This window comes from Mesorhizobium sp. M7D.F.Ca.US.005.01.1.1, assembly GCF_003952545.1.
In the GTDB taxonomy this organism is placed as follows: domain Bacteria; phylum Pseudomonadota; class Alphaproteobacteria; order Rhizobiales; family Rhizobiaceae; genus Mesorhizobium; species Mesorhizobium loti.
In genome coordinates, this window is sequence record NZ_CP034453.1 from 6,647,028 (window position 1) to 6,667,092 (window position 20,065).

Annotated in this window: 21 protein-coding genes and 1 pseudogene; 12 read left to right on the plus strand and 10 right to left on the minus strand. The window is 63.2% G+C overall.

All coding sequences use genetic code 11. The annotated features are described in order from the left end of the window. Positions 1 to 33 precede the first annotated feature (33 nt). Positions 34 to 1,005, plus strand: a complete 972-nt coding sequence (locus EJ076_RS32275) for an AraC family transcriptional regulator (RefSeq protein ID WP_126070594.1) — start codon at positions 34 to 36, stop codon at positions 1,003 to 1,005. A gap of 153 nt (positions 1,006 to 1,158) precedes the next feature. Next, the gene (locus EJ076_RS32280; protein WP_109658673.1) at positions 1,159 to 1,590 is read left to right on the plus strand and encodes a DUF4437 domain-containing protein; all 432 of its coding nucleotides are present in this window, start codon (positions 1,159 to 1,161) and stop codon (positions 1,588 to 1,590) included. A gap of 6 nt (positions 1,591 to 1,596) precedes the next feature. Here EJ076_RS32280 and EJ076_RS32285 read toward each other — a convergent pair whose 3' ends face one another. The 7 genes from EJ076_RS32285 to EJ076_RS32315 all read right to left on the minus strand — a co-directional run bounded on the left by EJ076_RS32285 (position 1,597) and on the right by EJ076_RS32315 (position 8,304). Next, entirely contained in the window at positions 1,597 to 2,682 is a 1,086-nt protein-coding gene (locus EJ076_RS32285; protein ID WP_126070595.1) for an ABC transporter ATP-binding protein, read from the minus strand. Beyond that, positions 2,682 to 3,785: an ABC transporter ATP-binding protein gene (locus EJ076_RS32290; RefSeq protein ID WP_126070596.1), complete on the minus strand. Its 1,104-nt coding sequence runs from the start codon at positions 3,783 to 3,785 to the stop codon at positions 2,682 to 2,684. The genes EJ076_RS32285 and EJ076_RS32290 overlap by 1 nt, the downstream gene beginning before the upstream one ends. After that, positions 3,782 to 4,003, minus strand: coding sequence for a hypothetical protein (locus EJ076_RS32295; RefSeq protein WP_109658670.1), 222 nt, complete (start codon positions 4,001 to 4,003; stop codon positions 3,782 to 3,784). The genes EJ076_RS32290 and EJ076_RS32295 overlap by 4 nt, the downstream gene beginning before the upstream one ends. Next, a complete protein-coding gene (locus tag EJ076_RS32300; RefSeq protein WP_109658669.1) occupies positions 4,000 to 4,959 on the minus strand; it encodes a carbohydrate ABC transporter permease in 960 nt (319 codons plus the stop codon). Before EJ076_RS32300 ends, EJ076_RS32295 begins: the two co-directional genes overlap by 4 nt. A 1-nt stretch (position 4,960) precedes the next feature. After that, positions 4,961 to 5,866, minus strand: coding sequence for a sugar ABC transporter permease (locus EJ076_RS32305; RefSeq protein WP_109658668.1), 906 nt, complete (start codon positions 5,864 to 5,866; stop codon positions 4,961 to 4,963). A gap of 67 nt (positions 5,867 to 5,933) precedes the next feature. Beyond that, on the minus strand, positions 5,934 to 7,250 hold the full coding sequence (locus tag EJ076_RS32310; RefSeq protein ID WP_109658667.1) for an ABC transporter substrate-binding protein: 1,317 nt from the start codon (positions 7,248 to 7,250) through the stop codon (positions 5,934 to 5,936). Between the two features lie 358 nt (positions 7,251 to 7,608). Further along, a complete protein-coding gene (locus tag EJ076_RS32315) occupies positions 7,609 to 8,304 on the minus strand; it encodes a TetR/AcrR family transcriptional regulator (protein WP_109658666.1) in 696 nt (231 codons plus the stop codon). 83 nt (positions 8,305 to 8,387) lie between these two features. On the opposite strand from EJ076_RS32315, the pseudogene EJ076_RS32320 reads away from it, so the two are divergent. From EJ076_RS32320 to EJ076_RS32330, 3 genes and pseudogenes are all read left to right on the plus strand, one after another. Then, positions 8,388 to 9,583: pseudogene (locus tag EJ076_RS32320) on the plus strand (Tm-1-like ATP-binding domain-containing protein). A 13-nt stretch (positions 9,584 to 9,596) separates the two neighbouring features. Then, positions 9,597 to 10,460 (plus strand): phosphoenolpyruvate hydrolase family protein, encoded by an 864-nt coding sequence (locus EJ076_RS32325; RefSeq protein WP_126070597.1) that lies wholly within the window; start codon positions 9,597 to 9,599, stop codon positions 10,458 to 10,460. A 6-nt stretch (positions 10,461 to 10,466) separates the two neighbouring features. Then, positions 10,467 to 10,883 (plus strand): cupin domain-containing protein, encoded by a 417-nt coding sequence (locus EJ076_RS32330; RefSeq protein ID WP_126070598.1) that lies wholly within the window; start codon positions 10,467 to 10,469, stop codon positions 10,881 to 10,883. Positions 10,884 to 11,077: 194 nt separating this feature from the next. Here EJ076_RS32330 and EJ076_RS32335 read toward each other — a convergent pair whose 3' ends face one another. Then, positions 11,078 to 12,268: a Xaa-Pro peptidase family protein gene (locus tag EJ076_RS32335; RefSeq protein ID WP_126070599.1), complete on the minus strand. Its 1,191-nt coding sequence runs from the start codon at positions 12,266 to 12,268 to the stop codon at positions 11,078 to 11,080. A 63-nt stretch (positions 12,269 to 12,331) separates the two neighbouring features. Continuing rightward, the gene (locus tag EJ076_RS32340; RefSeq protein ID WP_126070600.1) at positions 12,332 to 12,553 is read right to left on the minus strand and encodes a hypothetical protein; all 222 of its coding nucleotides are present in this window, start codon (positions 12,551 to 12,553) and stop codon (positions 12,332 to 12,334) included. Between the two features lie 90 nt (positions 12,554 to 12,643). On the opposite strand from EJ076_RS32340, the gene EJ076_RS32345 reads away from it, so the two are divergent. From EJ076_RS32345 to EJ076_RS32370, 6 genes are all read left to right on the plus strand, one after another. Next, positions 12,644 to 14,254, plus strand: coding sequence for an ABC transporter substrate-binding protein (locus EJ076_RS32345; RefSeq protein WP_126070601.1), 1,611 nt, complete (start codon positions 12,644 to 12,646; stop codon positions 14,252 to 14,254). Between the two features lie 129 nt (positions 14,255 to 14,383). Continuing rightward, complete coding sequence (locus EJ076_RS32350) at positions 14,384 to 15,370, plus strand: ABC transporter permease (protein ID WP_126070602.1); 987 nt, start codon at positions 14,384 to 14,386, stop codon at positions 15,368 to 15,370. Further along, entirely contained in the window at positions 15,367 to 16,197 is an 831-nt protein-coding gene (locus tag EJ076_RS32355) for an ABC transporter permease (RefSeq protein ID WP_126070603.1), read from the plus strand. The genes EJ076_RS32350 and EJ076_RS32355 overlap by 4 nt, the downstream gene beginning before the upstream one ends. Beyond that, the gene (locus tag EJ076_RS32360; RefSeq protein WP_164548785.1) at positions 16,194 to 16,991 is read left to right on the plus strand and encodes an ABC transporter ATP-binding protein; all 798 of its coding nucleotides are present in this window, start codon (positions 16,194 to 16,196) and stop codon (positions 16,989 to 16,991) included. The genes EJ076_RS32355 and EJ076_RS32360 overlap by 4 nt, the downstream gene beginning before the upstream one ends. Continuing rightward, the gene (locus tag EJ076_RS32365) at positions 16,988 to 17,773 is read left to right on the plus strand and encodes an ATP-binding cassette domain-containing protein (RefSeq protein WP_126070604.1); all 786 of its coding nucleotides are present in this window, start codon (positions 16,988 to 16,990) and stop codon (positions 17,771 to 17,773) included. Before EJ076_RS32360 ends, EJ076_RS32365 begins: the two co-directional genes overlap by 4 nt. Further along, positions 17,770 to 18,324, plus strand: coding sequence for an L-2-amino-thiazoline-4-carboxylic acid hydrolase (locus EJ076_RS32370; RefSeq protein WP_245462927.1), 555 nt, complete (start codon positions 17,770 to 17,772; stop codon positions 18,322 to 18,324). The genes EJ076_RS32365 and EJ076_RS32370 overlap by 4 nt, the downstream gene beginning before the upstream one ends. Here the strand turns inward: EJ076_RS32370 and EJ076_RS32375 are convergent. Further along, a complete protein-coding gene (locus EJ076_RS32375; RefSeq protein WP_126070605.1) occupies positions 18,278 to 19,060 on the minus strand; it encodes a DeoR/GlpR family DNA-binding transcription regulator in 783 nt (260 codons plus the stop codon). The two genes, EJ076_RS32370 and EJ076_RS32375, sit on opposite strands and share 47 nt — an antisense overlap. Before the next feature lie 206 nt (positions 19,061 to 19,266). On the opposite strand from EJ076_RS32375, the gene EJ076_RS32380 reads away from it, so the two are divergent. Next, complete coding sequence (locus tag EJ076_RS32380) at positions 19,267 to 20,049, plus strand: hypothetical protein (protein ID WP_126070606.1); 783 nt, start codon at positions 19,267 to 19,269, stop codon at positions 20,047 to 20,049. Positions 20,050 to 20,065 lie beyond the last annotated feature (16 nt).

Consider the following 20,065-nt stretch of genomic DNA (forward strand, 5'->3'; position numbering starts at 1 on the left):
TGACGGGCTGGTGATTCCAAGCTAGAAATCGGCATGGTTTTCACCTCTTCCAAGACTATCTTGCCGGCCCCAGGCGGTCCGCTGACCGACATGTTGCGCGGATTGCGGCTTGATGGCGCCGACTACGGCCGCTGCGAACTTGGTGAGCCGTGGGCGGTGTTGTTTCCAGCTCAGAAGGCGGCGCGGTTTCACTTCATCGGTCGCCGCGGATGCTGGCTGTTTTCGCCATCCGGGGAATGGATTGAACTGAAGGCCGGCGATGCATTGCTCTTGCCGCGCGGCCCCGAGCATGTCCTTGCCAGCGCGCCAGGCATCCCTGCCGTGCCGATCGAACGCTACAGTGTCGAGCCTTTGCAGGACAACGTCTTCAGTGTCTCGAATGGAGGCCAGGGCCCGAAAACCTTGCTGTTTTGCGGCAGCATGCACTTCAACCTGGACGGATCGCACCCCTTGCTGGGCATGATGCCGGATATGATGCGCGCCGGGGAATTGATGGCGGGTGAGCCCGGCATCCCACACCTGCTGGAAGCCATGGCTGGCGAAGTGACCATGAATCGGGCCGGCTCCGGCGGCATGCTGGCGCGACTGGCTGATGTGCTGGCCGCAAGCATCATCCGTTCATGGGTAGAGAACAGCGGCGACGACACTAGCGGCTGGATCGCGGCGATCAAGGATCGGGACATCGGCCGCGTGCTGGCGGCCATTCATCTGCAGCCCGAGAAGACCTGGACCGTCGAAGCGCTCGCCCACGAGATGGGCGCCTCGCGTTCGGCCTTCGCCGAACGGTTCACGGCCATCGTTGGCGAGACGCCGGCAAGATATGTTGCCCTTGTGCGCATGCATCAGGCGCGACAGTGGCTGATCGACGATCGGATGCGGGTTTCGACGGTCGCCGCAAGGCTGGGCTACGATTCCGAAGCGTCGTTCAGTCGGGCATTCAAGCGGATCGTCGGCATCGCGCCCAGCCATCTGCGCACCGTCGACGGCACCTCCGAAGACCGCTGAGACCATCCCGGCCCGGCTGCCGTGGATTGCCGGATTTGGATGAATTGCCAAGCCTTCCGGACGCAATGTCATTGCCGGGCCGGTTGCATGCAATAGCTTGCCATTGCCAAGCAAGTGAGAGGTCGGCGGCAAGTCGGCCCGAGAGGAGAACCTATGCCAAATCATCTGAAGGTCCTGGCGTTCGCCGCCATGCTCGTGGCCTCCGGGCGCGCCTTTGCCTTGGAGGACAGTTACCTGCCGACCGACAAGATTCCCTATGTCGCCGAAGCGCCGGACCAGCCGCAGCGCCTCGGACCGCTGTGGGGCGAAAGGGCCAAGGGCCCGGCGGGAACGTTGCTGAAAGTCCCGGGCAACTGGCGCGCGCCGGTTCACGCGCACACCGCCGACTACCGCGCAGTAGTCATCCAGGGCCTGTGGGCGCACTGGCAGATGGATGGCGGCGAGGCGACCAAGGTCGAACTGCCTCCGGGATCCTACTGGACCCAGAAGGCCAATGAGATGCATGACGATGCCTGCCTCTCCGACACCGAATGCGTGATCCTGCTGATCAACGACACGCCCTACGAAACCTACCTGCCGAAATAGGCGGGCCTATGACGCGTGCCGCAAGCTGACGCCGCTGCCCTTGTCGAACAGCACCACCTTGTCCGGGTTCCAGGCGAAGCGCACCGCTTGCTCGATGGCGACATCGGTCCTGGCCGGCACGGTGGCACGCAGCGTGGCGTCGCCGACGCGCAGCGTCAGGATCTTTTCGACGCCATGGTTCTCGACATCGTGGACGCGCGCCTCGACCGGCGCGCCGCTCTCGAGATAGACGTCCTCGGGACGAATGCCGAAGACGAGCGGGCGACCATCGGTCGCCGCACTCGCCTTCGCACCCCCCGAAAAAGGCAGTTCGAAATTCAACGGCGCCATCACCGCGCGGCCGTTGACTAGCTTGCCGTCGATGAGGTTCATCGGCGGCGAGCCGACGAAGCTTGCCACATAGGTGTCGCGCGGATTGTTGTAGATCTCGTGCGGCGTGCCGGTCTGGACGATACGGCCATGGTTGAGCACGCCAACCTTGTCGCCCATCGACATCGCTTCGATCTGATCATGGGTGACGAACAGGAAGGTGGCGCCGAGCTGCATCTGCAGGTTCTTCAGTTCCGTACGGAGCGCCTCGCGCAGCTTGGCGTCGAGCGCCGACAGCGGCTCATCCATTAGGAACACGCGCGGCTTGCGCACGATGGCGCGGCCGATGGAGACGCGCTGCATCTCGCCGCCGGACAGCTTGTCGGTCTTGCGATCGAGCAGATGCTCGATCCTCAGCGTGCGGGCGGCGCGGTCGACGCGATCCTTGATCTCGGCGTCGGGCAGCCGGCGGATCTTCGGCTTCAGCGGGAACTCGAGATTTTCGCGCACCGTGTAGCGCGGATAGAGCGAATATTGCTGCAGCACCAGCGCCACGTCACGCTCGGCCGCACCCCAGTCGGCAACGTCGACGCCATCGATGAAGACCTGGCCTTCGCTGGGCTTTTCCAGCCCGGCGATCAACCGCAGCGTCGTCGTTTTGCCGGCGCCCGTCTCGCCCAGCAGCACGAAGAACTCGCCATCGGCTATGTCGAGATCGAGCCCGGTCAAGGCGGTGTGGTTGCCAAAGGTCTTCGAGATGTTTTTCAGCTGGATATGGGCCATCAGAGTCTCACCCCCAGCGACTTGCCGCTTGCCGTGTCGAAGAAATGCGCCTGGGCCGGATCGATCCTGGCAAACACCTTCTCGCCGGGACCGCTGACGAAGCCGCTCTTGGTGCGCGCGCGCAGCATCTTGGAGCCGACCTTGAGGTCGACGATATCGAAGGAGCCAAGCGGCTCGACGATCTGCGTCTCGACCGGCAGGAACCCGTCGGCCGCATCGCGGCGGATGAGCACGCCTTCCGGCCGGATGCCGAGCGCCAGCTGGCCGCCGGCATGGCCGTTGAGCTTCGACAGCAGCGCCCGCGGGAACTCGAAGCCGGCGGCAGCCCCGCCGACCGTCACCGAGACCGAGGACGCTGTCTCTGCCACCGCCGCATCGGCGACGTTCATCACCGGACTGCCGACGAATTGCGCCACGAACAGGTTTGCCGGACGCGAATAGACCTCGTCCGGCGAGCCAACCTGCTGCAGCACGCCTTCATGCATGATGACGATGCGGTCGGCGAGGCTCATCGCCTCGATCTGGTCGTGCGTGACATAGATGGTCGTCGAGCCCTGCTTGATATGAAGCCGCTTGATCTCCGCCCGCATCTCCTCGCGCAGCTTCGCGTCGAGCGCACCGATCGGTTCATCCATCAGCATCGCCTTCGGCCGCCGCACCAGCGCCCGGCCAATGGCCACACGCTGCATGTCGCCGCCCGAAAGCGCCGACGGCTTCTTGTCGAGCAATTCGCTGATCTGCAGCGTCTTGGCGACCGAACGCACTTCCTGCTCGATCTCGGCCTTGCTCTTGCGCGTGGCACGCAAAGGGAAGGCGATGTTCTCGTAGACGCTCATATGCGGATAGAGCGAGAATGACTGGAAGACCATTGCGATGTCGCGGTCGGCGGCCTTCAGATGCTGGATCGGTTTGCCGTCGATGAGGATGTCGCCTTCGTCGATCGTCTCCAATCCGGCGATGGCGCGCAGCGTCGTCGTCTTGCCGCAGCCCGACTGGCCGAGCAGAACGATGAACTCGTTGTCGCTGATCTTCAGGTTGAGGTCCTTGATGACCTGGACGGCGCCGAAGAATTTCTGGACGCCGCGAAGCTCGATCTGGGTCAATGCTGTGCTCCCGGATTTCGCACCTGGCCGGTGCCGGCCTTCTCCTCAGGCGCGATCTTCGAGGTGATGTTGAAGCCGATCAAGCCGATCAGGGTGATGGTCAGACCGTAGGTATGCAACAGCAGGTTCCAGGGCTGGCAGAGCGCGATAATGCCGAGCACCATCAGCACCTGCGAACCCGGCTCCAGATATTTCTGATTGATGGCGCGAAAGCTCATTTGCGGATCGCTCCGAAGGACATGCCGCGCAACAGATGATTACGAAGCAGGAAGGTGAAGATCGCGACCGGCAACAGGAACAGGAAGGTTCCGGCGGCGATCACCGTCCAGTCCGGCAAGCCGGAACCGACCTGGCTGGGGATGAACGGCGGCGCCGTCTGGGCGCGGCGGTTGGTCATGATCAGCGCGAAAGCATATTCGTTCCACGCCGTGATGAAGCAAAACACGGCGGTGGCGGCGATACCTGTGGCGGCCTCTGGCAGCACGATCTTGAAGAAGGCCTCCATGCGCGTGTAGCCGTCGACCAGGGCCGCCTCTTCATACTCTTTCGGGATCTCGTCCATGAAGCCCTTCATCAGCCACACCGAGAAGGACAGGTTGAAGGCGGTGTAGAGGATGATCAGGCCGATGTGGGAATCGTTGAGGCCGACCGCCCGGTACATCAGGAACATCGGGATCGCCACCACGACTGGCGGCAGCATGCGCGTCGACAGGATGAAGAAGAGCAGATCCGCCTCCCCCTTCACCTTGAAGCGCGAGAAGCCATAGGCGGTGAACGTTCCCATGCCGACCGCCAGCACCGTCGAGGTGATGGCGATGATCAGCGAGTTCAGGAAACGGCTCGGATATCCCGACCACTGCACCTGGCCCTTGCCGTCGCGTACGATCTTCTCGCCGCCGTCGAAGACGACGCGCTCCCACCACGGGGCGGCCGCATACTCTTCCGGTGTCGGCGGGCTGCGCATTTGCGAGCGCTTGGTGAACAGCTTCACGAACGGCGATATTTCCGGCTGGAAGACGACCGTCGGTGGGATGGTGGTGGCGAGATTGCGCGGCTTGAACGCCGTCGAGGCGATCCAGTAGATCGGCGCCAGGAAGATGATCGTCACCACCAGCACCGCGACGATGGCGACGCGATTGAGACCGATTTCGGAAGAAGTGCGGACGGCGGCCATCTCAGCGCTCCTTCACCTTGTTGAGGTATTTGACGTAGATGTTGGTGATGGCCAGCACCATGATCAGCACGATGTAGGCGAGCGCGCAGGAGCGCCCAGTCTGCCATTCCTGGAACGCCATCTTGTAGAGCCGGATCGAGATCAGCTCGGCTGTCGGCTGGCTGGTCAGGATGTAGGCAAGATCGAATGTCTTGAACGCTTCCATGGTACGGAAGATGACGGCGATCATCAGGATCGGCGCCACCAGTGGCAGCGTGATGCGGAAGAAGGTGTAGAACGGCCCGGCCCGATCGATCGCGGCGGCTTCGTAGAGATGCTTCGGCACCGCCGAGAGGCCGGCCAGCGACAGCAACATAACGAAGGGCGACCACATCCAGATGTCGGTGAGCGCGACGGCGTAGAGCGCCATCTTGGGGTCCGCGAGCCACTCGAAGTTGCCGAGCCCGAGGAAATAATTGATGACCCCCCATGACGGATCGTAGAGCAGTTTCCAGAACAGGCCGACGACGGCCATCGAGAGCATCATCGGCAGCAAAAGCAGCGTCGTCAGCAATCCCTTCAAGGGAATGTCACGGTTGAGCAGCATCGCCACACCGAAGCCGACGAACAACTGGCCGGCGACCGAGACGATGACGTATTTGGCTGTGATGGCGAAATTGTTCCACACGAACGGGTCGTTGAGCAGGTCGCGATAGTTCTGCAGCCCGACGAAGTTCGCCGGCGCGTTGGTCGACGCTCTAAAATCGGTGAAGGAATAGCCGAGCGAATAGATCAGCGGAAAGATGTTGAAGACGATCAGGAACAGGACCGTCGGAATGATGAAGAGGTTGCGGATCGAGATGTCGCTGAGGCCGCGTGCGGCCGCTCTTGAAGACCTGTCCAGTGTGGTGATCATCGTGGTCGCCAAGACCCTGCTCCCGTTTGCAGAAAAAGAAACGGAGGAGGCACCAACGCCCCCTCCGTGAGACACGATATTATTGACCGCGGCCGTACTTCTTGAAGGTCGCGTTCCAGTCGGCAGCCAGTGCGTCCAGCGTTTCCTTGGCGGTGCCTTCGCCGCCGATCATGTAAGGATAGACGCGCTGGTTGAGCTGCTGCAGCAGTTCGGCATATTCCGGCACCGCCCAGAAATCCTTCACCTTGAACATGGTCTCATAGAAGGCCTTGTTGTAGGGCGTGGCATTCTGGAATTCAGCCGACTTCAGCACGGCCGCACTACAGGTGTAGCCGCCGAGTGCCGCCCACTTCTTCTGGGTCTCGTCCTTGATGAACCATTCCAGGAACTTCGTCGCCTCTTCCTGCTTCTGCGAGTAGGAGACGATGGAGATGCCTTGCCCGCCGAGCGCGGCGAACTGATCGCCGTTCGGGCCGGGAGGATTGGCGAAGAAGCCGGTGTTCTTGGCGTTCGGGTTCGACGCCTCGTTGATCAGCGAGGGGAAGAACGCGAAGAAGTTCATGCTCATCGCGGCCAGGTTTTCGGTGATCGCCTGGTTGTCTTCGACAAAGAACGACTTGGCCCAGCCCGGAGGGGTGAACTTGTAGAGTTCCTTGTAGGCGTCGAGCGCCGCCACGGCCTTCTCGGAGTTGATATGGCCGTCGACCTTGTAGGTCGAATAGTCGCCCAGATCGCCGCCATAGGAGAACAGCGCATTCTCGAAGCCCATCGCCATCGCGTCGTAGGAGTTGTCGGTATAGATGGCGATGCCGTATTTCTTCTGATCCGGCCGGTAGAAGAATTCGGCGATGTCACGCAGTGCCTTGAAATCCTTCGGCACGTCGAGGTCGTAACCATACTTGGCCTTGAAGGCTTCCTTTTCCTTGGGATCCTCGAACCAGTCCTTGCGATAGGACCAGCCGACCGCATCGCCTTCGAGCGGGATTGCCCAGTATTTGCCGCTGTTGCCGGGATACTCGGAGTAATATTTCACCGTCGCCGGTGCCATGACATTGCCGAGGTCATGCTTCTTGAAGAAGTCTGTCAGGTCGACATAGTGGCCACCGGTCGAGCCGGCGCCGAGCCATTGCGAGTCGCCAACGACCAGATCGTAGGCGTCGCCATGGGCGTTGAACTCGGTGAAGGCCTTGGTCTGGAAGTCGGACCAAGGTGTGGTTTCCACCGTGATCTTGACGCCGGTTTCCTTCTCGTACTCGTTGCCGAGTTCCTGCAGATAGTTGGCCGGATCCCATTCGGCCCAGAAGATGGTGAGTGACTTTTCCTGCGCGTAAACGGACGTTCCGCAGGCAAGCGTTAAGCCGATACCAGCAAGTACGCTGGTCACTAACTTGCGCATAATGATTTCCTCCCTTGTGCGCATTCTACCTTGTCATGCGAGCCGGCAACGGGGCCGGCCCTGGTAGTTCCTCCCGTGATCGCACCTTTCCGGTTCCGAGCCTCCTCGCCCTGCCGGAAAATGGATCGCAGCCCTCACTTTCGATCCGCTTTTCTTGTCTGATCTGGTATTACCAATTCTGCATGCGCGTCAAGCCCTTTCTTGGCAGCTCGACTTGCCCATTGCTATCGGATTCCGGCTTTATCTGCCTGTTTTACCAAGATTTTCCTACTCAGTGATACGCGTGGGTGTTGTCCGGTACCCCGCACTGCGGTTAAGATCAGTAGTCGACATGCAAATCTGGTCGAACCAGATAGGGCTATTTCATGGCTGCCGTCGGATCGATGCTGTGTTCGTCGCCGATTGATTCCGCGACCGCCGCACGCACCAGCGCCCCGGCCGCCCATTGCGCGACCGACATCGTCCGGCGACTGTCCAGCCCCCATATATCCTTGAGCACGATCAGCACCTCGACACCGAACATCAGCGACAGCGCCTGCGCCAGCCGCTTGAAGTCTCGCGGCGGCAAACGGCCCTTGAGGGGCGCGATCGCCTCTTTCAGCAAGTCGATGCGGTGGCCGCGCGTGAAAGCCGGCTCGCCACCCAGCGTGCCGGCCTGACGCCGCGCCCATTGATCGAGCGACAGCTTCAGCGCTGCCTTGAACGTGGCTTCGAAGGCCTCGATGCGCGGCATGGCCGTGTCGAACAGCTCGGCGACCCGTCGCTCGGCATCGGCGGAGGTCGATTGCCAGGTCAGGATTGGCCCCAGTCCCTCGTCGACCACCGCTTGCACCAACGCGGCCTGGCTCGGGAAATAACGATAGGCAGTGGCACGGGAAACCTCAGCCGCCTCGGCGACCTCGCTGACCGAGGGCGTGACGCCCGCCTGCATCAGCCTTGTTGCTGTCTCCAGCATCAGCCGTTTCGTGCGTGCGCGCGGCCCGCGCTCTATCGCCTGGCCGTTTCCTCGCTCAGTGTCGTCGCTCGCCGTGGATTGTTGACGTGAGACATCCATATCAATACGATACGCGCGTCTCAAAAAATTGCAATGGCCTTCGCTTGCGGAAAGGCCGGGCAAACAGCCGGCAGGGAAACGCGATGAAGCGCATCTATGTGGTGGGCACCGCCGACACCAAGGGCGAAGAACTTGCCTTCCTGGCCGATGCGATCACTGCTGCGGGCGCAGCGGTGTCCCGCGTCGATGTCGGGACGCGCGACGCAACCATTCCCGTCGACATCACCGCAAAGGAAATTGCCGGCCATCACCCCGACGGTCGTGGCGCCGTGCTTGATATCGACGACCGCGGCACCGCGGTTGCCGCAATGGGCGTCGCCTTCGCCCGCTTCGTTCAATCGCGCAATGATATCGGCGGATGATCGGCATTGGCGGCGGCGGCGGCACATCGATCATCACGTCGGGCATGCGCGCGCTGCCGCTCGGCCTGCCCAAGATCATGGTCTCGACGCTTGCCTCCGGCGACACCGCTCCCTACGTCGATGTCTCCGACATCATCATGATGCCCGCTGTAACCGACATGGCCGGACTGAACCGGCTCTCCCGCGTTGTCTTGCACAACGCGGCTCGAGCCATATCAGGCATGGCGGCCAGCCCGGCGCCGCCGCCCGACGGCAAGCCGTCGATCGGCCTCACCATGTTCGGCGTCACCACGCCTTGCGTGACGGCCATCGCCGACCAGCTCCGTTCTGCCTACGACTGCATGGTCTTCCACGCCACCGGCACTGGCGGCCGCAGCATGGAGAAGCTGGCCGACAGCGGCCTGCTGTCCGGGATCATCGACATCACCACGACCGAAGTTTGCGATCTCCTGTTCGGCGGCGTCCTGCCGGCAACCGAGGACCGTTTTGGCGCGATCGCCCGCACCCGGCTGCCCTATGTCGGTTCGGTCGGCGCGCTCGACATGGTGAACTTCTGGGCGCCTTCGACCATCCCGGAACACCATCGCGACCGGCTGTTCTACGAGCACAATCCCAACGTCACGCTGATGCGCACCACGGCGCAGGAATGCCGTGCGATCGGCGAGTGGATCGGCACCAGGCTCGCTCGCTGCGAGGGGCCGGTGCATTTTCTCATTCCAGAAAAAGGCGTCTCGGCGCTCGACATCGAAGGCGGCGCCTTCTTCGACCCGGAAGCCGACGCTGTTCTCTTCGAAGCCATCGAGCGCACCATCAGGCCGAATGACCTGCGGCGCGTGACGCGCCTTCCGCTCCACATCAACGACCCGGAATTCGCAAAGGCTGCAACATCGGCCTTCCTCGACATCGCCAGACAGTGAGAGATCCCAAAAAATGCCCGCCATACCGCGTAAGGACATACTGAAGAGGTTCCGGGGAATGATCGACAAGGGCGTGCCGATCGTCGGCGGCGGCGCCGGCACCGGCCTATCGGCCAAGGCCGAAGAGGCCGGCGGCATCGACCTCATCATCATCTACAATTCCGGCCGCTACCGCATGGCCGGGCGCGGCTCGGCCGCCGGCCTGCTCGCCTATGGCAACGCCAACGAGATCGTCAAGGAGATGGCCTACGAGGTGCTACCGGTGGTCAAGAAGACGCCGGTGCTGGCCGGCGTCAACGGCACCGATCCCTTCGTCATCATGCCGCTGCTGCTGGCAGAGCTGAAGACAATGGGCTTTTCCGGCGTGCAGAATTTTCCCACCATCGGCCTGTTTGACGGCCAGATGCGGCAGAGCTTCGAGGAGACCGGTATGGGCTTCGGGCTCGAGGTCGACATGATCGCCGAGGCGCACAAGCTCGACCTGTTGACCACGCCCTATGTCTTCAACCCGGATGAGGCCCGCGCCATGACCAAGGCCGGCGCCGACATCGTTGTCGCCCATATGGGCGTGACGACAGGCGGCTCGATCGGCGCCACCTCGGCCAAGTCGCTCGACGACTGCGTTCTCGAGATCGACGCCATTGCCAATGCGGCACGCTCGGTGCGCAAGGACGTCATCCTGCTTTGCCATGGCGGGCCGATCTCGATGCCCGACGACGCCCGCTACATTCTCTCCCATGCCAAGGGCCTGCATGGCTTCTATGGCGCCAGCTCGATGGAACGGCTGCCGGCCGAGGCGGCGATCGCCAAGCAGACCGCCGATTTCAAAGCGGTGACGCTTGATGGCGAGAAGACCACGAAGAAACGGAAGGGATGATGAGAGATGACCGACAAGAGCAAAATGTTTGTCTACCCGAAGGACGTCAGCGCCTTCGGCTTCGATTGGGGCAGACTGGCGCTGACGGTGGCGCCCGAGGTGAATGGCGCGACCCGGTTTTCCGGCGGCGTCGTCGACCTGCCGTCGGGCAAGGGCCACACGCGCCACAATCATCCTGGTGCCGAGGAAATCATCTTCGTCATCTCAGGCCATGGCGAACAGATGGTCGAGGACGAGAAGGGCAATCCGGTGGTCGAGAAGGTCGGCCCCGGCTGCACAATCTATGTGCCGGAAAGCCGCTTTCATTCGACGCTCAACACCGGTGACGGTCCGATGCAGCTTTTCGTCGTCTATTCGCCGGCCGGCCCGGAGCTGGTCCTGCGCGAGCTGCCGGATTTCAGGCTGATCCCGGCGGGGCAGTGATCTTCCTCCGTCCCGCGTTTGCTGGGAGGCCCCCTCATCCGACCGCTTCGCGGCCACCTTCTCCCCAAGGGGAGAAGAGACGAGCATCATCGCCGGCTCCCTCCTCTCCCCTCGGGGAGAGGTCGGATTGCCCCGAATTGCTCTTCGCAATTCGGATGGCAATCCGGGTGAGGGGGCAGCCGCCTCAATACCAGCTAGGCTGTCGCACCCCTGTTCCACCCCCGGCCCCGATCACCGAACATCACATAACCAGCATCCGTCACCGCCAGCGTATCCTCCAGCTTGATGAAGCCGCGCGTCGGGTGGAGCATGGTTGTCTCCACCGACAGCACCATGTTCTTCTCCAGCGGCTTTGCCGCATAAGTGCCTTCGTAGGTGACTGGATGGTTGGTCATCAGGAACGGCGCCTCGTGCGTGATCAGCCCCATGCCATGGGCGAAGAAATCCGTGTAGGCCGCGACCTTCGAGGCTTTCAGCACGCCCTCCGCGTGTGAAATCATGTCGCCGCCCAATATGCCCGCCTTGACCTTGGAGAAGGCTGCCTGCTGCACCGTTTCGACCTCGGCCAGCAGATCTTCGAGTTCGGCATCCGGTTCGCCGAGAATCCCCATCCGGCAGAGGTCGCCGATATAGCCGTGATAGTTGCCGCCGGAATCGATCGACAGCACCTCGCCTTGCTTCCACGCCTGCGGTGAGGCGGCCCGGTTGTGGCTGGAACCCAGTGTCAGCAGGCAATATTCGAAATGGATGCCGCGATTGGTTTCCTCGCGCCGCAGCCGCTCGATGATCTCGCTCTTGGTCGTGCCTTCGCGTGCCCCGGCAATGGTCGCCAGCATGGAATCCGTGATCAGTTCGGAGGCGGTGCGCAGCTTCTCCAGCTCGGCATCGGTCTTGATGGCGCGCATGTTCTCAAGCATGCCGGTCGCATCGATCAGTCTGGCGTCCGGCAACGCCTTGCGGATCAGCGTATGGGCGTCCGACGGCAGGAAGCCGGGCTCGATGCCGATGCGGGCGCCCGCCTTGCCAATCTTCTGCAGATGCTCGACGGCGAGGTTGGCAGCGTCGAGCGTGCCCCAGCAGGCGGCGTGCAGTGTCGGCGTCCAGAACGGGTTGTTCTGATGCTCGCCGCCTTCCATGCGGTTGCCGATATAGGCGGCATGGTCCGGCCCGCCCTTTTCGTACACGACGATCGGCAGGTAACGGCTGTGGCCGATCGCATCCATGGCGGCAAAGAAGATGAACTTGTAGCCTCCCAGCAGGTATTGCGTGTTGTGCTTGGAGGTGGCGAGCAGCACATCGATGCCCGCCTCCTCCATCAGCCGGTCGACCCTTGCCTCGTCGAACGGGATATTGCCGACGGCATTCTTGCCCGGAGCAATGTTCATCTTTTCTCTCCCTGAATTGCCTGGGATCGCCGGCTGTTCTGCTCCCGATCCCTTGGCTATGGCTCAAACCTGCACCATTTTGCCCATTCTGGTCCAGCCAGAAATAGGAAAAACAGCATCGCTCGATGTCACCATATCGTCATCCGTCGCATATCGGATCAATCTGGTCCTACCAGGCTGATCGAATTGAGCCACTTCCTCCAAACTGGTCCAGCGGACGAAAATTTCAAAGCCAAGCAAGGATGCGCCAATTCCGTCTCTGGCGAAACCCTCGGCAAGGCTCATAATCGCCGCCGCAAGGATGCCGGCGGGCTTGCCGGCGTCTGAGGGGTATTGGCGCACCCGACCGGGTCGCGGAGAGGACGGAGTTCGATCATGTCAGGTTTCACGATTTCCAGACGCACGATGCTGGCAGGCTCGGCAATGCTGCTGGCCTCCACCGCCATGCCGACTTCGGGCTGGGCGCAGACGCCGAAGAAGGGCGGGCGCCTGGTGCTTGCCGCCGATTCCGAACCACGCAACCTCAATCCGGCGATCGTCGCCTCCAACGGCGTGTTCTTCATCTCCAGCAAGATCGTCGAAACGCTGGCCGAAGCCTCCTTCGACGGCAAGGACGGGCTCGCTCCACGGCTGGCGCTGAGTTGGGAGGGTGCTGCCGACGGGCTCTCAGTGACGTTCAAACTGCGCGACGGCGTCAAATGGCATGACGGCAAACCGTTCACCTCGGCCGACGTCGCCTTCTCGGCGCTGCAGATCTGGAAGCCGCTGCAGAATCTCGGCCGCACCGTGTTCAAGGATCTGGCCAGCGTCGACACCCCGGACGATCTCACCGCCGTGTTCAAGTTCGCCAAGCCGACGCCCTTCCAGCTGATCCGCAACGCGCTGCCGGCGCTAAGCAGCGTGGTGCCGAAGCACATCTACGAGGTGGGCAAGATCGAGGACAACCCGGCCAACAACGCGCCCATCGGCACCGGGCCGTTCAAATTCGGCGAGTACAAGGCCGGCCAATATTACCGGCTGACGAAGAACACGGATTACTGGAGCAAGGACGAGCCCTATCTCGACGAGATCATCTATCAGGTGCTGCCGGATCGCACGTCCGCGGCGAGCGCGCTGGAGGCTGAAGAGATCCAGCTCGCAGCCTTCTCCGCCGTGCCGCTGGCCGACCTCGACCGCATCTCGAAAGTGCCGGGGCTGAAGGTGATCTCCAAGGGTTACGAAGGGCTGACCTATCAGCTCGTCGTCGAGATCAACCATCGCCGCAAGGAGCTGGCCGACGTGAAAGTGCGGCAGGCGATCGCGCACGCCATCGACAAGGATTTCGTCGTCAAGACGGTGTTCCTCGGCTATGCCGCGACAGCCACCGGTCCGGTGCCGAAGAACGATCCGCAATTCTACACGGCCGACGTGCCGACCTATGCCTTCGACGTCGCCAAGGCCAACGCGCTGCTCGACGAGGCCGGCTACAAGAAAGGTGCCGATGGCAACCGATTCTCGCTAAAACTGCTGCCGGCGCCCTATTTCAACGAGACCAAACAGTTCGGCGACTATCTGCGCCAGGCGCTCGCCGCCATCGGCATCGACGCTCAGTTGGTCAACAACGACTCGGCCGCGCACATCAAGGCGGTCTACACCGACCATGCCTTCGACCTCGCGGTCGGCCCGCCGGTGTTCCGCGGCGACCCGGCGATCTCCACCACCATTCTGGTGCAGAGCGGCATTCCGGACGGCGTGCCGTTCTCCAACCAGGGCGGCTACAAGAACGACGCGCTCGATGCGCTGATCGCTAAGGCATCGGAGACGCTCGACACCACTGCCCGCACCGACCTCTACAAGGAGTTCCAGAAGGAGGTGGCCGCCGACCTGCCGCTGATCAACGTCGCCGAATGGAGTTTTATCAGCGTTGCCCGCGACACGGTCGGCAACATCGCCAACAACCCGCGCTGGGCGGTGTCGAACTGGGCGGATACGTATCTGGCGGGTTGACCGCCAGACTTGCAGATCAGCGGTCCGGGTGCTCAGGTTCGACAATGAGAGTTCCTTCGCGCCCCCTCTTGTCCTGCCGGATAGCGGCATCGGCTTTGCCCTCCCCCTTGTGGGGAGGGTAAGGCGGCCATGACCCGCGCCCTGACCCTGCTCCGCCGTCGCCTCGTCGGCAGCATCTTCGTGCTGCTGATCGTCGTCATCGGCACCTTCCTGCTGCTCGAAGCGGCCCCGGGCGACGCGGTCGATGCCTATATCGTCTCGACCGGCGGCGACGCCGGCATGATCGAGCTGTTGCGCCATCGCTGGGGCCTCGACCAGTCGGAGCTGACGCGGCTGGCCAACTATCTCTGGGCTCTGTTGCATCTCGATCTCGGCCAGTCGGTGACGTTCTCCCGACCGATCCGCGACGTCATCCTCGAACGCCTGCCCAACACGCTGCTGTTGATGGTCAGCGCCACCGCGCTCTCCTTCGGGCTTGGTTCGGCACTCGGCATCTATGCCGGCGCGCGGCCAGGCAGTTTCCGCGATCGCTTCCTGTCGATCGGCTCGCTGGCGCTCTACGCCGTACCGGGTTTCTGGCTCGGCCTGGTGCTGATCGTCGTCTTTGCCGTCGACCTACGCTGGCTGCCGATCGGCGGCATCGAAACCCTGGCCTCTGACAAGACCGGCCTTGATCGCGCAGCCGACATTGCCATCCATCTCGTCCTGCCCGTTTCCGCCCTCGGCTTCATCTATCTGGCGCTCTATCTGCGCATGATGCGCGCCGGCATGGCCGAGGTCTGGCGCCTGGATTTCGTGCTGGCCGCCCGTGCCAAGGGATTGTCACGCCGTCGCATCGTGCTAGCCCACGTCGCCCGCAACGCACTGCTGCCGCTGGTCACCATGCTCGGCCTGCAGTCTGCGCAGATGCTCGGCGGCAGCGTCGTCATCGAGAGCGTCTTTTCCGTACCCGGCCTCGGTCGACTGGCGCAGGAAGCGGTGGCCGCGCGGGACACCCCATTGCTGCTCGGGATTATTCTCACCAGCGCCGTCCTGGTCATTTTCATCAACCTTGCCGTCGACATCGCCTATGCCTTCCTCGATCCGCGCGTCGGCGCTAGCGAGGCTGACGCATGAGCCCGCTCCGCCGCTTTCTGCGCACGCCCGAGGCGTTCGCCGGCGCCATCCTCCTGGCGGCGCTGATCGCCATGGCGCTGTCGGCGTCACTGCTCTTCCCCGGCGATCCGCAGGCCATCGCCGGACCGGCAATGCTGCCGCCGTTCCAGGATTGGTCGCTGCCGCTCGGCACCGACCGGCTTGGCCGCAACGTGCTGGCCGAGCTCTTTCATGGCGCCCGCACATCGCTGGCCGTCGGGCTCACGGCTGCGGCCGCCGCACTTGTCGTCGGCGCGGTGGTCGGCACATTGGCCGGCTTTGCCGACGGCATCGTCGACGAGGTGCTGATGCGCATCACCGACGCCTTCCAGACCGTGCCGAGCTTCCTGCTGGCGCTGGCCTTCGTCAGCGTCGTCGGACCGTCGCTCGGCATCGTCGTGATTGCCATCGCGCTCGGCACCTGGACCGGACCTGCCAGAGTGGCCCGCGCGGAAGTCCTCTCCATTCGCGAACGCGATTATGTCGCCGGGGCCAGGGTCATCGGCATGCACCCGCTGGCGATCGCCTTTCGCGAGGTGCTGCCCAATGCCTTGCCTCCGGTGCTGGCGATGTCATCGGTGATCGTCGCCGCCGCGATCCTCACCGAAGCGGCCTTGTCCTTCCTCGGCTTGGGAGATCCCAACCGGGTCACCTGGGGCGGCATGATCGCCGAAGGCCGCACTGTCCTGCGCACCGCACCCTTCCTGTCGATCGTCCCGGGCATAGCGCTGGTGCTGACCGTGCTCGGCGTCTATCTCGCCGGTGAAGGCATAGTCGAGACGACGGCGGTCAGGAGAGGCCTGTCGTGACCGCCCTGGCTACGATCCGCGACTTGACGGTGACCTACCGCCGCGACGGCGGCGAGGTGACGGCGCTGAAGGGTATCAACCTCGGCATCGCCAGTGGCGAACGCCTCGCCATCATCGGCGAAAGCGGTTCGGGCAAGAGCACGCTGGCGCTGGCCATTGCCGGGCTGTTGCCGGCGTCTTCGGCGGTCAGCGGAAGAATCGAGTGGCCCGGCCTTGCCCACGCGCCGCTCGGCGGTCGCGACATCGGCTTCGTCTTTCAGGACCCTTCCGCCAGCCTCGATCCTGTCATGACAGCCGGCAAACAAATCGCCGAAGTCGCGCGCACTCATCTCGGCCTCACATGGGCACAGGCGTTTGCGAAGGCAAAGCACCTGCTCGAGCGGGTCCGCCTGCCGGACCCGGACTCAGCCTTGCGCGCCTTCCCGCACCAGCTCTCCGGTGGCCAGAAGCAGCGTGTGGCGATCGCCGCGGCCATTGCGGCCGGTCCGAAATTGCTGATCGCCGACGAGGCGACCAGCGCGCTCGACACCATCGTGCAGGCTGAGATCGTTGCCTTGATCCGACGATTGGTGACCGAGGACGGCATGACGCTGCTGTTCATCAGCCATGACATTGCGCTGGCGGCCGAGCTTGCCGAGCGCATTGCCGTTTTCCGTCATGGCCAACTGGTCGAGCTTGGGACGGCTGCGCAGATTGTCGGCGCCCCAACCCAGCCCTATACGCGCGCATTGCTCGACGCCCATATCGGCCTCGACGCCGAGCCATTGCTGAACCAAGCCGGGCTCCACGCATGAGCCTGCTGGCGGTGTCCAATCTCACCAAACGCTACCGTCGAGGCGACAAGACCATCGCAGCCGTCGACGATGTCTCTTTTCACATCGACCCCGGCGAAACGCTGGCGCTGGCCGGGCCCTCCGGTAGCGGCAAGTCGACGATCGCGCGGCTGGTGCTGCGATTGATCGAGCCGGACGCCGGACGCATCGACTTCGAAGGCGACGATTTCCTGGCCTTGCGCAGCGCAGCACTGCGAGCGCGACGCGCAAGCCTACAGATGGTGTTCCAGGACCCGTTGGCCGCCTTCAACCCGCGCGCCACGGTGGCGCGCGTGCTCGACGATCCCTTGCGCATTCATGGCATCGCCTCCCGCACCGAGCGCCCGCGCCGCATCGCCGGCTTGCTGGAGCGGGTCGGGCTGACGGCTGATCTCGCCCCGCGCGCCATTCACGAAATCTCCGGTGGCCAGCGACAGCGCGTCGCCATTGCCCGCGCCGTCGCGACGAAGCCGGCGCTGATCGTGCTCGACGAGGCGGTGTCGGCGCTCGACGTTTCCGTGCGCGGACAGATCCTCGACCTTTTGCTTGACCTGCAACGCCAGGAACGGATCGCCTATCTCTTCATTTCACATGATCTCGGCGTTATCAGGGCGATCGCCCACCGCGTCGTCCTTCTCGATGCCGGGCGGATTGCCGAGAGTGGCGATGCCTGTGCCGTCATCGACGCGCCGCAATCAGCCATCGGCAAAGCGCTGGTGGCGGCCGCACCGAGATTGAACCGGACCACGCAGGACGCATCATGACCGACTCCGAAGCCAGAGCCGAGAAACTGTCGCGCGAACTCGATTCCGCTTTTCGCAACCGAGCCGATCTATACCGCCTGTTCCTCGAAGAACTGACCGGAGAGCTGGGCGCCAAACAGGCCGAGGCGATCATGATCCGCGCCATCGAACAGCGCGGCAAGGAAGTCGCGGCGGTCGCTTTCGCCAGCTTCGGCGCTAACGACGCTCGCGCGATCGGCGAGGCCTTCCTGGCGGTCAGCCCGGATGGCGGCCTGATGTATCCGACCGATGTCGAACGCGGCGACGACCATATCGCCTTCAAGGTGAAACGCTGCCCGCTGAAAGACGCCTGGGTCGAGGCCGGCGTCGGAGATGAGAAACTCGCCACGCTCTGCCGCATTGCCGGCGCCTTCGACCGCGGCCTGTTCGAGGCGACCGGCGTGCGTTTCGACAATGTCACCTGGACTCCGGGCCATGGCTCCGGCTGTTGTCATATCGCGCTGACAACCGGGATGCCTGATAGGCTCAGCCGCCGCCAAAGACGTGAAGTTCCGTTCCGCCCGCTTCGATGACGGCGCGCAGCGCCGGCTGCGGCTCGCGATCGGTGACGATGTCGGAAAGCTCGCCGAGGCCGCACACGCGCTCGAGGCTGTTGCGGCCGAACTTGTCGTTGGTCACCACCAGCGCTGTCGACAACGTTCGCGAGATCATCGCCCGCTTGACCGCCGCCGCCCCCGAGATCATGTCGCTGGGTCCATCCGCGGACAGGCTCGAGGCGCCGATTATGGCAATGTCGGCGTTGTAGCGCCTGATGAATTCGACCGTATCCTCGCCGAACACGCTGGCTTCCCGGCTGTCATAGGTGCCGGGGCACAGGACAACCCGGAAAGTCGGATTGGCGCCGGCTACCGAGGCCACCCCGATGGAGTTGGTGATGACGGTCAGGTCGCGCCTCAACTGCGAGAGATTGCGCGCCACCTCGTAGGTTGTCGAGCCTCCGTCGATCATCACGATCTGGCCTTTCTTGACCAGTCCGGCCGCGCCACGCCCGATCCGGGTACGCTCCTCGACCATGGTCTGGTTGCGCTCGGCAATCACCGGCTCGGATGTCACAAGCGAGATCGTCGCGCCACCATAGGTTCGGTTGAGCAGCCCGGCATCGCCAAGCTCGATAAGGTCGCGACGGATCGTCTCGCCGGCTACGCCAAGGCGTATGGCGAGCCTGGAGATACGGATCGAGGCCGACCGGCGCACTTCCGACAGGATGAGCTCATGCCGCTCCTTCTTCGACAGCCGGCTATGCTCCATGATCAATCCTCCGCGAGTCGAGACATTAGAGCAATTCCAGGAAAAGTGTGAAACGGTTTTCCGTCCGGAATTGTGTCAAAACAAAGAGTTAGAGCGATACGGGCACCGGTGCGGAAGGAGGGGCCTAACCCGATATGGGCTGACAACCGTGTTCATGGCTGGTTTGATGAAGCCTTGGCGAATCGACCGAACGTCAGGAGAGCCCAATGCATGTCGTGACATTGTTGAAAGCGAACATGTTCGATGTCGAGATCGACGGCAAGCCCGCTTCGATCGCCGAGGCCTTGCCGGACTGGAACCCGCATGACCGTTTCGGCCTGGTGATCGACGACGCGCTTGGCGGCATCGGCGCGACCCATCTGCTGCAGATCGCCATCACCTCGTTCTACGACGTCAAGCCAAGCCGCCGCACCGAATTGACGGTCTATCCGGAAATCTATGCCTTCCACATCGGCAAGGGCTATGGCGCGCATGCGCCCTATGATTTCTGGCCGGCCCGGCGCGAGGTCATCACCTCGCGCGATCACCGTGAGGTGCTCGACGCCATCAACGATCGTGGCATCACCCGGCTTGCCGTCCCCGATCGCCAGCCACGAGAAGTCGTGCACCGGCCGAAGGAAGTCGACGCGGCGCTCGACCGGATCGTGTCGGCATTCGTCTACAGCCCGTCGGGCCGGGTTTCGGATCCCGACCTCGTCATTTCAGGCAACGACAGGCGAACTGAATACAACCCCAACAGCGCCTTGCGGCCCCGCTATACCGACAACCGGCCGGCTTCGGTTTCGACGGCAGCCAAGCCGGTCAAGGAAGTCGATCCGTCCTACCAGGAATGGCTGCGCAAGCGAGAGCACGACCTGACCAGCGAGGAACGCGCCTTTGTCGAACGCCGCCGCGAGGCGCTGAGACAGGACGGCGTCGTCACCGAGACCTACCGGCGCGCCGGCGTCCGCGAAGCGCTGATGCGGCTGGCGTCGGCCGGCCTCGATTGAGGCTCGGCCGCCACCA